The sequence below is a fragment of the uncultured Sphingomonas sp. genome (assembly GCF_964244265.1).
Classification (GTDB): Bacteria; Pseudomonadota; Alphaproteobacteria; order Sphingomonadales; family Sphingomonadaceae; genus Sphingomonas.
Map to the genome: position 1 here is coordinate 89,075 of NZ_CAXTHV010000009.1, position 14,820 is coordinate 103,894.

At 65.1% G+C, this 14,820-nt stretch carries 10 protein-coding genes and 1 tRNA gene; 8 read left to right on the top strand and 3 right to left on the bottom strand.

Translation table 11 applies throughout. From position 1 onward, the window contains the following. The first annotated feature begins 13 nt into the window (after positions 1-13). From ACFE7K_RS05630 to ACFE7K_RS05645, 4 genes are read left to right on the top strand one after another with little or no spacing between them, the layout of a single operon-like run. Entirely contained in the window at positions 14-2,506 is a 2,493-nt protein-coding gene (locus ACFE7K_RS05630) for a TonB-dependent receptor (RefSeq protein ID WP_375397192.1), read from the top strand. A 2-nt stretch (positions 2,507-2,508) separates the two neighbouring features. Beyond that, positions 2,509-3,240: a tetratricopeptide repeat protein gene (locus tag ACFE7K_RS05635; protein ID WP_375397193.1), complete on the top strand. Its 732-nt coding sequence runs from the start codon at positions 2,509-2,511 to the stop codon at positions 3,238-3,240. Further along, the gene (locus ACFE7K_RS05640; protein ID WP_375397194.1) at positions 3,234-3,917 is read left to right on the top strand and encodes a Fe2+-dependent dioxygenase; all 684 of its coding nucleotides are present in this window, start codon (positions 3,234-3,236) and stop codon (positions 3,915-3,917) included. Before ACFE7K_RS05635 ends, ACFE7K_RS05640 begins: the two co-directional genes overlap by 7 nt. A gap of 9 nt (positions 3,918-3,926) precedes the next feature. Continuing rightward, on the top strand, positions 3,927-4,997 hold the full coding sequence (locus ACFE7K_RS05645) for a PepSY-associated TM helix domain-containing protein (protein ID WP_375397195.1): 1,071 nt from the start codon (positions 3,927-3,929) through the stop codon (positions 4,995-4,997). Between the two features lie 105 nt (positions 4,998-5,102). Here the strand turns inward: ACFE7K_RS05645 and ACFE7K_RS05650 are convergent, their stop codons facing one another. Then, positions 5,103-9,698 (bottom strand): NAD-glutamate dehydrogenase, encoded by a 4,596-nt coding sequence (locus ACFE7K_RS05650; protein WP_375397196.1) that lies wholly within the window; start codon positions 9,696-9,698, stop codon positions 5,103-5,105. Between the two features lie 58 nt (positions 9,699-9,756). Further along, the gene (locus ACFE7K_RS05655; RefSeq protein WP_375397197.1) at positions 9,757-10,983 is read right to left on the bottom strand and encodes a hypothetical protein; all 1,227 of its coding nucleotides are present in this window, start codon (positions 10,981-10,983) and stop codon (positions 9,757-9,759) included. 165 nt (positions 10,984-11,148) lie between these two features. Between ACFE7K_RS05655 and ACFE7K_RS05660 the strand changes: the two genes are divergently transcribed. From ACFE7K_RS05660 to ACFE7K_RS05670, 3 genes are all read left to right on the top strand, one after another. After that, a tRNA-Thr gene (locus tag ACFE7K_RS05660) sits at positions 11,149-11,224 on the top strand. A 163-nt stretch (positions 11,225-11,387) separates the two neighbouring features. Beyond that, positions 11,388-12,635 (top strand): tyrosine-type recombinase/integrase, encoded by a 1,248-nt coding sequence (locus tag ACFE7K_RS05665; RefSeq protein WP_375397198.1) that lies wholly within the window; start codon positions 11,388-11,390, stop codon positions 12,633-12,635. Positions 12,636-12,974: 339 nt separating this feature from the next. Continuing rightward, the gene (locus ACFE7K_RS05670) at positions 12,975-13,154 is read left to right on the top strand and encodes a helix-turn-helix domain-containing protein (protein WP_375397205.1); all 180 of its coding nucleotides are present in this window, start codon (positions 12,975-12,977) and stop codon (positions 13,152-13,154) included. Between the two features lie 548 nt (positions 13,155-13,702). On the opposite strand, the gene ACFE7K_RS05675 is transcribed toward ACFE7K_RS05670, so the two are convergent. After that, positions 13,703-13,924: a helix-turn-helix domain-containing protein gene (locus tag ACFE7K_RS05675; protein ID WP_375397199.1), complete on the bottom strand. Its 222-nt coding sequence runs from the start codon at positions 13,922-13,924 to the stop codon at positions 13,703-13,705. 128 nt (positions 13,925-14,052) lie between these two features. Here ACFE7K_RS05675 and ACFE7K_RS05680 point away from each other — a divergent pair, with 128 nt between their 5' ends. Next, complete coding sequence (locus ACFE7K_RS05680; RefSeq protein ID WP_375397200.1) at positions 14,053-14,427, top strand: hypothetical protein; 375 nt, start codon at positions 14,053-14,055, stop codon at positions 14,425-14,427. Positions 14,428-14,820: the final 393 nt, after the last annotated feature.

Here is a 14,820-nt window from a genome sequence, read left to right on the forward strand (position 1 = left end):
AGGGAGAATGAGAGTGACTTGCAACAACCCCCTTCATGCCGTCGCCCGGCCTGCTTTCCTGGCGCTATCCTGCGTCGGCGCGTTCGGCGCCATGCCGGCCGTTGCCGCCGGCGGACCGGACCCCGACCCCGCCAATGATCGCGATTCCGCCGACCAGGATCGTACCGACATCACGATCACCGACCGCAAGCTGCGCGAACAGCCCAACCCGAAGGACGTCGCGCCCGTCGTCAACACCCCGAAGTCGGTGGTGATCCTCGACAAGAGCGTAATCGAGCAGACCGGCTCCAACACGTTGCAGGACGCGCTCCGTACCGTGCCCGGCATCACCTTTGGCGCGGCCGAGGGCGGCAATCCGATCGGCGACCGGCCGTTCATCCGCGGTTTCGACGGCCAGGGGTCCATCTATGTCGACGGCGTGCGCGACCTGTCCTCGCAGACCCGCGAGACCTTCGCGGTCGAATCGGTCCAGATCGTGCGCGGCTCGGATTCGACGCTTGGTGGGCGCGGCTCGGCCGGCGGCACGATCAACATCATCTCGCGGCTGCCCGAAGCCGGCAATTTCGGCAGCGTGACGGCAAGCTATGGCGAGGCCGAGTACAAGCGCGTCACCGGCGACGTGAACGTCCAGCTGTTGCCCGGCGTCGCCTTCCGCATTCAGGGCCTGTGGCACGACCAGAACGTGGCCGGGCGCGACGCGATCTATTCGCGGCGCTGGGGTTTCGCGCCCTCACTGACGGTCGGGCTGGGCAGCGCGACGCGGCTGACCGCGAGCTTCTATTACCTGGAAAGCCACGAACTGCCCGACAGCGGCCTGCCGTATCTTTATACGATCGCCAATGCGCCGGGCACCGGCAACATCTTCACCTCGCCGGCGCTGGGCAACGTCACCACCGCCGGGGGTCAGACCGGCTATGTCGCGCGGAGCAATTTCTACGGGCTGGTCGACCGCGACTTTCGTGACGCCAAGACCAGCCAGGCGACGATCCGGATCGAGCACGACCTGACGTCCAGCATCACGATCCGCAACACCGCGCGCTACAGCCACAGCACGCAAGCCTATATCTTCCTACTGCCCGACGACAGTACCGGCAATGTCTATGGCACTACCGCGACCAACGCCGGCGCCAACCTGACCAACGGCGGATATGTGTGGCGGCGCGCCAACACGCGCTATAGCTATTCGGAAGCGCTGACCGATCAAATCGATCTGTACGGCAGCTTCAGCACCGGGTCGATCAAGCATAATTTTGCGGTAGGTGCCGAATTTTCCTGGGAGAAGGCGCGGCGGGGCGCTTATGTGCTGGCGACCGGATCGACCATTTCACCGCGCTGCAGCACGGCGACGGTGGCGCGTTACTATTGCACCAGCCTGTTCAATCCCAATCCGTATGATCCGTGGGTGAACTATGCCAGCGACACGTCGACTGTTCCGACCCCGATCGTCAAGGGCGCGAGCAATACGGAGACGCAGAACGACGCCAACACCGTCAGCGTCTATGGCTTCGATTCGATAACGTTGCTGCCGCAGCTGATCCTGAACCTCGGCGCTCGCTTCGATCGCTTCAAGTCGACCACCATGCCGGCGTTCACCGCCGGCACCACCAGCTTCCGGCTGTCGCGCACCGACGAGTTGTTCAACTGGCAGGCGGGCCTGGTGTTCAAGCCGACCGAAGAGACCAGCATCTATGCCAGCTATGCGACCGCGGCGACCCCGCCCAACACGCTGCTGGGCGAAGGGCGTGAAGACAATGCGCTTCCGACCACGGTCACCGCCGCCAATCTGGCGCTGCTCGACAATCTGCGGGTGCAGAAGACCAAGACCTACGAGATCGGCGCCAAGGCTGGCCTGTTCAAGGAAAAGCTCGCACTGGGCCTGGCGGTGTTCGACACCAAGATCGAGAATGCCCGCGTCACCGACGCCGACAACAACGTCGCGTTCCTGGGCAGGACGGAGATAAAAGGCGTCGAGTTCACCGTCAACGGCACGATCCTGCCGGGCTGGACGGTGTTCGGCGGCTATAGCTTCCTCGACGCCAGGATCGTCGACGGCGGGTTCACGTCGCTGGCGGTGGCAGCCAATGGCGCGGCGGCGGCTACGTCGGTACGCGTGGTGTCGGTCAATACCGGCAAGCAGGTGCCGCAGGTCGCGCGCAACAGTATCACCGCCTGGACCTCGCTCGACGTCACCAGGCGGTTCACGATCGGCGGCGGCGCGTTCTACATGGACCGGCAATATGGCGGCTATGCCGACAACCGCACCGCCACGCAGACGGCCGCCGGGGTCATAACGATCAACCCGGCGACCAAGGTGCTGTCGCGCGGCGCCCCGTCTTACTGGCGGTTCGACGCGCGGGCCAGTTACCGGGTGACGAGGAACATCATGCTCAGCGTCAATGCCCAGAACCTGACCGACAAGGCTTATTTCTCCAACGTCTATACCAGTCATTATGCGACGATCGCCCCCGGTCGGACGATCTTCGGATCGGTAGAGTTCAAGTTTTGAAGATGTCGGCCATCCCCTCGCCGGCCGACCCTGCCGCGCGTATCCCCGAGCAACCGGGCGCGCGCGCGGCCTTTCTTCGCGCGCTGGCGGAAGGGGGCGAGGCGGCGGCGCAGGCGCTGTTCGGGCAATTGCTGCTCGACGGCAACGGTGTCGGGCAGGATGCGGCGCGCGGCTTTGTCTGGTTCAACCGCGCGGCGGCGCAGGGCCATCTGATGGGGCTCAACATGGTCGGTCGCTGCTACGATCTCGGCTGGGGGGTGGCGATCGACAAGGAGCGCGCGGCGACCTGCTACCGGATCGCCGCGGAACAGGGCCTGGACTGGGCGATGTACAATTACGCCACCCTGCTCGCGCTCGGACAGGGCGTCGAAGAGGACAAAGCGGCCGCGCTTAGCTGGTTTTTGAAGGCGGCGGGGCTGGGCAACGCCAAGGCATTGAACTTCGTCGGCAGCTTTCATGAGGACGGTTGGGTAGTCGCACGCGATGTGGCCAAGGCGGCGCGTTATTATGCGCGGGCGGCGGAGGGCGGCGATTTCCGCGGCATGTTCAACCATGCCCGGATGCTGGCCGACCATGGCCGTGCCGAGGAAGCGCTGGGCTGGATCGAACGCGCCGGGGAAAGCGCCACGCCGGCCTTCGTGGCCAAGGCGGCGGCGTTCCTCGACGCCTCGCCGGTGCCCGCGTTCCGCTCGCGCGGCCGGACCGCGATCGAGCGCGGCGCGGATCGATGCTGATCGCCGTGCCCGGCATGCTGGATGCCGGCGGCGTGACCAGGGTCCGTTCGATTATCGATGACGCCGCGTGGATCGACGGCAACGCGACTTCCGGCCATCAATCGGCCCTCGCCAAGCAGAATGTCCAGCTGCCCGAAGCGTCGGCGGAAGCGCGTGAGGCCGGCGCCCTCGTGCTCGACGCCCTCACGATATCGGCCGAATTCGTCGCCGCCGCGCTGCCCGCCAAGGTCTATCCGCCGCTGTTCAGCCGCTACGCCCCCGGCGACGCGTTCGCCAACCATGTCGATGCGGCGGTCCGCCTGCGCCGCGGCAGCGATTTTCGCGTGCGCAGCGACCTGTCGGCAACGCTCTTTCTCGAACCGCCCGATGCCTATGACGGTGGCGAATTGGTGATCGAGGACCTGTTCGGCGAACAGCGCATCAAGCTGGCCGCCGGCGATCTCGTCCTCTACCCGGCGTCAAGCGTGCATCGCGTCGCGCCGATCACGCGCGGTCGTCGCGTCGCCGCGTTCTTCTGGATACAGTCGATGGTCCGCGACGACGGTGCGCGCCGCATCCTGTTCGACCTCGATCGGTCGGTGCAGGATGTGGCCGGCCGGCTGGGCGCCGACGCGGACGTGACGATTCGACTGACCGGAACCTATCACAACCTGCTACGCCGCTGGGTCGACGCCTGAAAGATCGATATGACCAAGATAATCCTTAGAAATACCTGGTTTCAGGTGCACAAATGGATCGGCCTGATCCTCGCTATCCTCATCATCCCGCTGTCGGTCACGGGGGCGGCGCTGGTGTGGGACGAGGCGCTGGACCATGTGCTCAATCCGCAGCGTTACGCGACGAGCGGGGCGGCAACGATCGACCCGACGAGATACGTCGCCGCCGCCAAGATCGTGCTGGCGCCCGGCGAGCGGATCACGTCGATGACCTTCCCCGAGGCGGCAGGGGCCCCGGTGACGGTTACCGCGGGCAAGCCGGGCGCGGCCGGACGAGGCGGACCGCCGCCCCGCACGACCGTGTGGCTCGATCCGCCGACCGCGCGGGTGCTTGATCACGGCAATAGCGGCACCGGGCTGATCCGCACGATGCACATGATCCACGGCAGCCTGATGGTGCCGGGCGTCGGACGACAGGTCGTCGGGTGGATCGGCGTCGCCATGCTGATATCCAGCCTGTCGGGACTGTGGCTGTGGTGGCCGACGGTGGGGCGCTGGGTGCGTGGCCTGCGCTGGCGGCGGCATCGCAACACCGACACCAACCTGCACCATCTGTTCGGTTTCTGGATTGCCGTGCCGTTGTTCGTACTGTCGCTGACCGGCATGTGGATCTCGTTCCCCCAGGTGTTCGGCGGCGGCGGAAACGGCGCGCCGCGCGGGCCACGGCCAGTGCCGCTGGCAACCCCGGCCATTACGGTTGACGCGGCGATCATCAGCGCGCGGGCGGCGCTGCCGGGCACGATCGTCAGGATCGACTGGCCGACCGATCAGAAGCGCGAATGGACGATCGCGTATGCCGGCACGCAGACCAATGTGCGGGTCGATGACGAAATCGCCAAGGCGAGCGTCGCGCCGTCCGAGCGCGAGACGCTCGCGCGCATCATGCGGCGGATCCACGACGGCACGCGGATGGGGATCGTGTGGCAGGCGATCATCTTCCTGGGCGGCATCCTGCCGGCGATCCTGGCGATCACCGGGATCATCATGTGGTGGCGTGCACGCGGCTGGCGCGCCCAGCTCAAGGCGCGGCTGGCGGCGTAAGAGTCCGTTGACAACGCGCGACAAGGCGCGTTCGGCCGGCACCGCAAACGCGCCCTCGGCGCGTTTTCAAACAGGCCCTCAGGCCGGGCAGCGGGCCGCCGCCGGCTACCGCCCCAGCAATACCCGCGCCTGCCCGGCGATCTGTGCCAGCATGGCGGCGGTGGGTATGGCGGCCGCGCGGGCACGGTCGATCACGCGCTTGAACTGCGCGACGCGCGGGGCGTTCGCCGCCAGCCATTGATCGACCGCCGCCTCGGGGTCGTTGCCCGAGACGCGCTCAAGGAACTGCAGCCGCAATTGCTGAAAGTCGCGCGCCAGGCCGACGATCAGCAGCCGTTCCCAGGGGTCGCTCGAATTGATCCGCGCCGCGCGTGCCTGCGCCCAGTCGAGCCCCAGCGCCTGGCCGAGATGGGTGAAGGCGCGCGTCACCACCGTCTCGTTGATCGCCAGCGTCGCGCCGAGATCGGCAAGGCCGACCGCCCCGTCCAGCTCGAACAGGCGCACTACCTTGCCCGCCAGCGCGGCGGGGGCACCCACTGCCTGGAGATTGGCGGTAATCCGTGCGGATTGCGCGCTGGCTTCTTCCAGCAGGAGTTCGCGGGTCATGCGGTCGAGCATGGCGATGCCCTTGCCCAGCCGCGCGATGACCTCGCCGGGCGCGGTGCCCGGCGTGCTTACCCGCAACAGGTCCGCAATCTGCCCGCGGGCCGCCACCGCAACCTCGTCGAACAGCGCGATACGCGCGCCTTCGGGCATCGGCGTGCAATCGATTTCCTGCCACAGCGACGGCAGGTCGAAAACGCGTTCGGCAACCACGAACATCGCGGCGATGTCGGTCATCGCCGCGCCTTCCTCGTCGGCCAGCTCGAACGGGTAGAGGACGCCGAGCCGATTGACGATCCGATTGGCCAGCTTGGTCGCGACGATTTCGTTGCGCAGCCGATGTCGGTCGATTGCCGCCGTATATTTCCCGCGCATGGCGCTGGGGAAGGCGGCGTGGAGGTCGCCTAGCAGGCTTTCGTCCCGGCCGAGGCCGCCATGCTCGATCGCCTCCTGCAGCGCCAGCTTGGCGGTCGCCAGCAGCACCGCGAGTTCGGGCCGGGTCAGCCCGCGCCCGTCGGCGCCGCGCCGCAGCAGTTCCTCGTCGCCCGCCAATCCCTCGACCGCGCGATCGAGTCGCCCGGCATCCTCGAAGATCTCGATCAGCCGGACATAGCTGGGCAAGGCCCGCGGGCCGTCATTCTCCATGATCGACAGCGCCAGCGTCTGCAGCCGGTTATCCTCCAGCACGAGGTGGGCAACCTCGTCGGTCATCCGCACGAGCAGGTCGTTGCGGGCGGCGTAACCCAGCCGGCCCTCGATCATCTCGCGATTGAGCGCGATCTTGATATTGACCTCATTGTCCGAACAATCGACCCCCGCCGAATTGTCGATGAAGTCGGTATTGATCCGTCCGCCCTTCGCCGCGAACGCGATGCGGCCCGCCTGGGTGACGCCCAGGTTCGCGCCCTCGCCGACGACGGTGGCGCGGATGCTTTCGGCATTGACGCGCAAGCGGTCGTTGGCGGGGTCGCCGACGTCGACGTGGCTTTCCGCCGCCGCCTTGACGTAGGTGCCGATGCCGCCGAACCAGATCAGGTCGACCGGTGCGCGCAGGATCGCCGAGATCAGCGCGCCGGGCTCCAGTTCCTCTTCCTCGACGGCGAGCATGGCGCGAACCTCGGCCGATAGCTTCACGGTCTTGTCGGCGCGCGGGAATACGCCGCCCCCGGTCGAGATCAGCCGTGGATCGTAATCGGCCCAGCTCGACCGCGGCAACGCAAACATCCGCGACCGTTCCGCCCAACTGGCCGCCGGATCGGGATCGGGATCGAGGAAGATGTGGCGATGGTCGAACGCCGCGACCAGCCGCAGCGACGTCGACAGCAGCATGCCGTTGCCGAACACGTCGCCCGACATGTCGCCGCATCCGACGACGCTGACGGGATCGGTCTGGACGTCGACGCCGCGTTCGGCGAAATGGCGCTGGACCGATACCCAGGCGCCCTTGGCGGTGATGCCCATCGCCTTGTGGTCATAGCCCTGGCTGCCGCCGCTGGCGAAGGCGTCGCCCAGCCAGAAGCCGCGATCGATGGCGATGGCGTTGGCGACATCGCTGAACGTCGCGGTGCCTTTGTCGGCGGCAACGACGAAATAGGGGTCCTCGCCGTCGAGCACGGTCACGCCGTCGGGGTGCACGACCTGTCCGTCAACGATATTGTCGGTGATCGACAACAGCGTGCGGATGAAGATGCGGTAGCTTTCCGTACCCTCGGCCAGCCACGCCTCGCGATTGGCCGGCAGCGGCAGGTGCTTGGGATAGAATCCGCCCTTGGCGCCGGTCGGCACGATCACCGCGTTCTTGACGCGCTGGGCCTTCATCAGCCCCAGGATCTCGGTACGGAAGTCGTCGCGCCGGTCGGACCAGCGCAGGCCGCCGCGCGCGATCGGCCCGGCGCGCAGGTGGATGCCCTCGACGCGAGGCGAATAGACCCAGATTTCACGCCAGGGCAGCGGCGCGGGCAGGCCGGGAACGCGATGGCTGTCGAGCTTGAACGCCAATGCCTCGTCGGACGCGGGGATGAAGGCATTGGTTCTGAGCGTCGCGGCGACCACGCCGCCGATCGCGCGCAGGATGCGGTCGTCGTCGATCGCGGAAACGCTGATGAGGCCCAGGCGGATCGCCTCGTCGGCGGGCTCGATGGGTTCGCGCCGCGCCGGGTCGTGCGCGGCTGCGAATCGTTCGATCAGCGCCGTTGCGACGTCCGGCGCGCGGCGCAGCGCGTCGACCACCGTCGACAGGCCATAAGGCAGGCCGGCCTGGCGCAGATACCGGAACCAGGCGCGGAACAGCAGCACCGATCGTGGCGCCATGCCGACGTCCAGGATCAACCGGTTGAACGCGTCATTCTCCGCGCGGCTTTCCAGCACGCCCGCAATCGCCTGCTCCAGCACGGCCGGATCGTCGGGCACCTGTCCGCCGGCGGCAATCGGTTCCAGCACGAAATCGTGGACGAATGCGCGGTTCTCGTCGTGCAGCGCCGTCGGCCGTTCCTCGATCACGCGGAAACCGAAATTCTCGAACACCGGCACCGCGTCGGATAGCGCCACCGCGCCGCCCAGACGGTACAGCTTCAGGTGCAGTTCCTCGCCCCACCGGAACAGTCGCACCGACCGATCGGCCGGGCTGTCGAGATCGGCCAGGCGGGCAATGTCGCGCGCGGCTTCCTCGGGCGCGTTGGCGGTGCGATAGCCTTGCGGAAAGGCGGCGGCGTAGCGCAGCGTCAGCCGCGTCGCGCGCGCCGGCTCGATCTCCGCCAGCGCCGCTTCGACCGCGGGCGCCCAGCCGCGCATCATGCGTTCCAGCCGATGGTCCAGCGCGGCCTCGTCGGGCATGCGGCCGTCATCGCCCAGGTCGATCGTAAAGCGGATCAGCGCGACGACGTCGTCCATCGCGATCGACCAATTGAGCAGCGCGCCGTTCGCCGCGTCGCCCAGCATCTCGCCCACCGCCACGCGACGCGCGGTCGTCAAATCGTCGCGCGGCAGCCAGACGAACGCGAACAGATGCCGGCCCAGCGTCGAACGCACCAGCACCAGCCGTGGTCGCGGCCGGTCGGCAAGGCTCATCGCGGTCAACGCCACGCGCTCGAGCTGGTCCGACCCGAATGCCACCAGCAGGTCGTGGGGCAGCGCGGTCAGCGCGTGTTCCAGCGCCTTGCCCGCATGGCCCATTGGGTCGAACCCGAACTTGGCCTGCACCGCCGCGAGCCGGGCGCGCAGCACCGGTACGTCCCGGGGTGACGCGGCGAGCGCGCTCGACGTCCAGAGACCGGCGTGGAGCGACAGTCCGGTGATCCGGTCCTGCTCCCGCATCGGCACGATGACCAAGTCGAGCGGGATGTGGCGATGAACCGACGAGGGGAGATTGGACTTGAGCAACAGCGGCGCTTCGCCGTCCTGGTTGAACCAGTCGAACGCCAGCACGCGCGACGCCTCGGCGAGCAGCGGCACGGAATGCCTGTTGCGCGCCAGTCCAAGCGCCGCGCGGTGGCCGCCGTTCAAGGGGTAGGTCTCATGTGCCAGCAGCGTGAAATGGCCATCCAGCAGCCAGCGCAACAATGCGGCGCCGTCGCCCTCCAGCCGGTCGGCATCGATCGCCATCGTCGCCTTCATCGCGCTCCAATCGCCGACCGCGGCGCGGACATCGGCAAGATTGGCCGCCAGCGCCGACAGCAGCGACCGGCGGACGCGTGCGTCGGCACGCTCCATTTCCAGATAGATCATCGATTCGGGCGAACCGCCTTTGCCGACATCGGTCAGCTCGCCCTGCGCGTCGCGGATAACCGGGATGACGGGATGGATGATGCGATCGACGGCGATGTCGCGCGCGGCGATCGTCGCGGCGATCGAATCGACCAGAAACGGCATGTCGTCGTTGACGATCGCGGCGCGCATCCTCCGGCGGGGGCCGCCGGTGCTGATCGGCTCGAGCACGATGGCCGGGGTCGCGGGCGCACGGTGCCGGGCGGCGGCGGCGACGAAGGCGGCCGCATCGCGCTGCTCGGCTGGCCCGAAATCCTGGAGTTCGGCGGGCAGGGCGCCCTGGACAAGCCGGTTCGCAAGCGCGTCCGACAGCGATTGGGTCGAGTTTCTGGACATCGCGCGCGCTATGCTCCCGCGGCCGGCCGTGCTCAAGGCCTGCTGCAGGGGCGAAGCGTCAGCGCGCGGCCTTCAACGTGCGCAAGGCCAATGACCGGTCGCCGGCGACCGAGGCCAGGATGTCGAGCCGGTCGCCATCGACCGCGCGAGCCAGCAGGACGACCAGCTCGCCGAGCGGCAGATCGGTGGCGAATTCGATGCTGGCCAGCGCCAGACGGCCGGCAGCTTCGGCCAGCGGGTCGATGCGGACCGATGCGTCGGCCGGGCGGCGCGCGGATCGTTCCGCGGCAACCACGGCCTTGATGCCGCCGGCGACCTGGTCGAGCATGTCGGCCAGGCCGCCGCCCGGCACGGCATGGCGCTGGGCATGCGCCAGCACCGCGGCAAATTCGGTCAGGCGCGCCTTGTCGTAAGTGGCGCCGAAAACCAGCTTGGCGACGGCCGTCATCGGCGCGCGGTCCTGGACGACGATGCCGGTCCCGGTGAGCAGGTCGGCATAGGCCAGGGGATCGGCATCCGCCGCCAGCGCGAAGTCGTGCGCGCGGCCCAGCGCGCGGTACAAGGCGGCGCGGCTGCGGGTATCGGCGGCGTTCGCGGCGGCGGCGCTCTCCCGCGCCAGATGCAGGTGATCGGCGAGTGCCGGCGGCGGCGCGACGCTGGCGGCCGGGCCATCGGCCCATATGGCGGCGCTTGTCTGGACCTTGGGCGCGGCGCGCATCGCGGCATCGACCTCGGCATCCAGGCTGGCCTGGGTCGCGGCGTCGACCAGTTCCTTCCAGTTGATCACGCCGTAGATGAAGTTGATCGTATCCTCGCTGGAGGAAAACGGCATCAGGATGCCGCGGTAAAGCGTGTTATGGCCGCGGGTGCTGACGAACTCGGCCTCGAACCCGATCGGGGCACGATTGGCGATGATCTGAAGGTAGTGATCGGTCAATCGCGACAGCAGCGATCGGCTCGGCACTTGCGAGATATGGGTGATGCCGTGGTCCAGCGCCGTCTCCTCGCGGAGCGCGGCGCCGAGGAACGCGATCGCCGGATCCTCCAGCCCGCCGGTAAAGTCGAGGAGTACGCTGTGCGGCCCGAAATCGGCGATCGTCTCCGGATTGAGATCCTCGATCGACGGATAGGCGCGGCCATGGAGCAGCGACACCCAGTGATTATAGGCGCGTACATGCATCCGCCGCTCGTCATTGCCGATCGCTTCGCTGACCTCGGCAACGCCGTGATCGGCCGTATTGGCCCCGACCGACCGCTCCTCGTCAGATCCTCGCAGCGTGTCCATGCGCTTACTTCCCCCGGGCAACAATGCCCTGATTACCCGCCACATTGTGCTCCATGCGTGGTAAACGAAGCGTAAACTACACTGCCGGCCGATTGGTCACGACCTTGTCAGCCCAGAGCGGACCTGTTAAGCGCGCGCCCTCGCGACGTTCAGCGCCGCACCCGCGCCGCCTTAGCTCAGCTGGTAGAGCATCGCATTCGTAATGCGGGGGTCACAGGTTCGAATCCTGTAGGCGGCACCACCCTTCCATTCGCTAACGTTCGCGAATGATTGAAAAAACCACGGAAATCTGCTAAAAATGGCATCGGCCTGATCGCTGGTGTTCGCATTTGTTCGCCTGCAATCAGCCGATTTTGGGGCCACTGCGGGGGCCTTGCAAAATGACAGGAAAGGCGTGGCCCCCAATGACCCTGACTGCAACGACCCTGCGAAATGCCAAACCAAAGGTAGCGCCCTACAAACTGGCCGACGAGAGGGGCCTGTTTATGCTTGTCCAACCATCCGGCGGAATGCTCTGGCGCATGAAATATCGCGTAAATGGGCGCGACGACGCTGGAAATGCTAAGCGGATCGAGAAGAAGCTATCACTCGGGACTTATCCCGATGTGGGTTTGGCAGAGGCTCCGGAACGGCGAGATGCGGCCCGCCGCTTACTCGCGCTAGGGAAAGACCCGTCAGATGAAAGGCGACGCGAGAAGCATGCCAAGAGGCTTGCAGCGGTCAATACGTTCGGGGCCGTCGCCAAAGCGTGCATCGAAAAGAACCGTCGCGACGGTCTTGCAGAGGCCACGATCAGGAAGCGCGAGTGGTTTGCGAGCCTGATCGAAAAATCGCTTGGTGCTCGCCCTATCGCCGAAATCGCGCCTTTCGAAATACTCGATGCCGTGCGGCCCTTTGAAGCGGCCAAGAATGACGAGAAGGCGCACCGAACGTTGCAATTCGTCGGGCAGGTGTTTCGCCATGCCGTCGTCAACCAACTAGCCCCTTCGGACCCGACACGCGATCTGCGCGGCGCGCTGGCTGCGAGGAAGCCCAAACATCACGCGGCTATCCTTGATCCCAAGAAAGCCGGCGAATTGCTGCGTGCGATGGACGGTTATGAGGGCCACCCGCTGACACGCTACGCTCTACAGCTATCAGCGATCCTTTTTGTCCGGCCGGGCGAACTGCGGCAGGCCGAATGGACCGAGATCGACGTTGATGCGGCGATATGGCGAATACCGGCTGCAAAAATGAAAGGTCGGGTGGAACACGTGGTGCCCCTGCCCCAACAGGCCATCGGGCTTTTTGAAAGTGCGCGGGAGCTTAGCGGGCATGGGCGCTACGTTTTCCCGTCGTTGCGCTCTGGCCTCCGTCCAATGTCGGAAAACACAGTCAACGGCGCTTTGCGGCGATTAGGTTTTACCGGCGACGAAATGACCGCACATGGCTTTCGAGCTATGGCAAGCACGCTGCTTAACGAGTGCGGCAAATGGTCGTCGGACGCCATCGAACGCGCCCTCGCGCATAAAGACCGCGATTCGATCCGCGCGGCCTATCACCGAGGCGCGCATTGGTCAGAGCGGGTGGACATGGCGCATTGGTGGGCTGACTATTTGGAGCGTCTGCGGATTGGCGCCGAGATAGTTCTTATACGAGCGGGCCAGCGGTAGCTCCCTTTCGTGCCGACGTGTCTTAGTGCGCGTGCGCCAACGGGGCAGGACAAGCACAATATTTTGCGATTGACACCGACCAAAGACGAGCACACCTTAACTCAACCTCCGGGGAGGTTAACCCCCGCCGTTCCCGAGAAAACGAAACTCGGGCGCATGTCGAGATAGGCTCGGGCTGCTGCTCGAAACTCGTCTTACCGATCGGAAGCAGCCACCGCTCGGGACATGAATTGCTGCGGGCTTCGGCCCCGACGCAATGCAGCCTCGTCCGTTGCACGAACCAGCAATCACAGCCCGTTTGCGAAGACTTATCTGCGGCGGCGCTGTTCGGAGGTGAAAATGGATCAGCCGCTTACGCTGCGAATTAATGATGCGGCCCGTGCATTGGGCATCGGACGCACCCACCTATACCGGCTCATAGGTGATGGAAAAATCGAAACCGTCCAGCTTGGCCGGCGTCGCCTGGTCAAGCTGGCGTCATTAAAAAAGCTCGTCGAGGAAGGGGAATGTGGCACGTAAGGGCTACGGGCTACTGCTCGACGCCTCATAGTGGCATTCACGCGGTACTACGGCGCAGGGGAAGCGCGGTTCACGCGCCTCCCCTGCCGCACGCTGTGAAGAGCAACCGGGCGCAATGGATTTTGATTTCTTCGGCAAGATAACGACGCGGCGGCGCGGGTGACGTCGCAAAATGCCAAGCGCGCCAATCGATCCAACGTGCGATGCAATTTGAAATCTGGAAATTGAAAATCACTGATGTTTTTTCGGGCCATCTATCGAGCGAACTGCGGGGCTTGATGTCGTAGCGCGGCAGCGCGGAGCGAAGCGCAAGCTATCCATCGCGCGCGCGCATAAAGCGGGGAATGAAACAACATGCACCTTCATTCCCTCCTATTATAACGCACACTTTTTCTGCGATTATCAGCTCATATTCGTCCAAAAAGCATGACGATAGGGAATGAAACGCTATTTGTTCTCGCTCCCTCTCATACATACAGCGGCTTCGTAGAGTTTTAGGCGTTTCGCGATCAAATTACGGCGTGACGATAGCGCTCCAACGAGGCGCTTCAGCCTCGCGGAATTCCGTGCGCCAATGCCGCTACATCGCATTTCATTGCTCGGCATAGTTTGACGAGAACGGTGAATGTCGGGTTGTGCTCCCCCCGCTCAATTCGGCCCACGTAGCTCCGATCCAATCCGGCCTCGTGGGCCAACCCCTCCTGCGACATACCCAACGCTCGCCGTTTTGCGCGAATTCGCTTTCCAAGAATGTCGAGATACGGGTCCACACGCCCATGTCGCGAGCATGGTGACTATCGATCCACGGCGTATTAATCCCCTTGTTAACAATTTGACCTATTTTTCTGTGCTGCGGAGATCGGTGGGATTTCCACGTTGACGTGACTGGAAGCCAACAATGCTGGAAATCGCCGGTGGAATTTTGCTTGCCGTAGCTGTGCTGGCGGTGCTCGTGGTTGCGTTTCGGTACATTGTCCTGGCGCTGTCTGCCGGGTTTTGCATCGCGCTCATTGTCGGGGCTTGGCTGCTGCTTTCTTCAGAAATGGGCGGATGGTGGGCCGCGATATTGCTTCTTACCGGGTTTGGGATTTGGTTTTGGATGGTCAATCACGACAAACAAAGCGAGGGTTTAGAGGACGCCAGCCCCGAACAATTTGCGCGAGCATCCCGGCAACGCCGGTTATCTAATGGCGAACCGCCTGCTACCTATGTGTTAGACCCTTGGCGCCAGCGCCGCCGCATCGCCCGGCATACGGTGAAGAATTCCGACTAATCGGAAAAAACTGCATCTCTCGCGCGCGTTCGATAGCGCAGGTGTTTATGCAATTTTATCGAAGGCTAGCCCCCCGCCACGGACAATTCACCAGCGGGTCCGCGCCATGTCCAGCCTACAAGCGATGCTTGGGGCGCATTTGCGAATCGCAACACGAGAAACACTGCTCGCACCGCAATTTCATAAAGAAATTTTCAAGTGCGGGGGCCATATTGGGGGCCATCGAAAGCGCACCAGTAATAAAATAGTTGTATAGCAGATAGAGAGAGGCGCGACGTGAGTCCTGTAGGCGCGCACCATTCCCTAAAACTGAAACAGAACCACTTATCGAAGCGCGGGTGAACCGCCCCGGGTTTGTCGGAGGCCCTAACTCCTGAGAGGAAGGGGCTATGA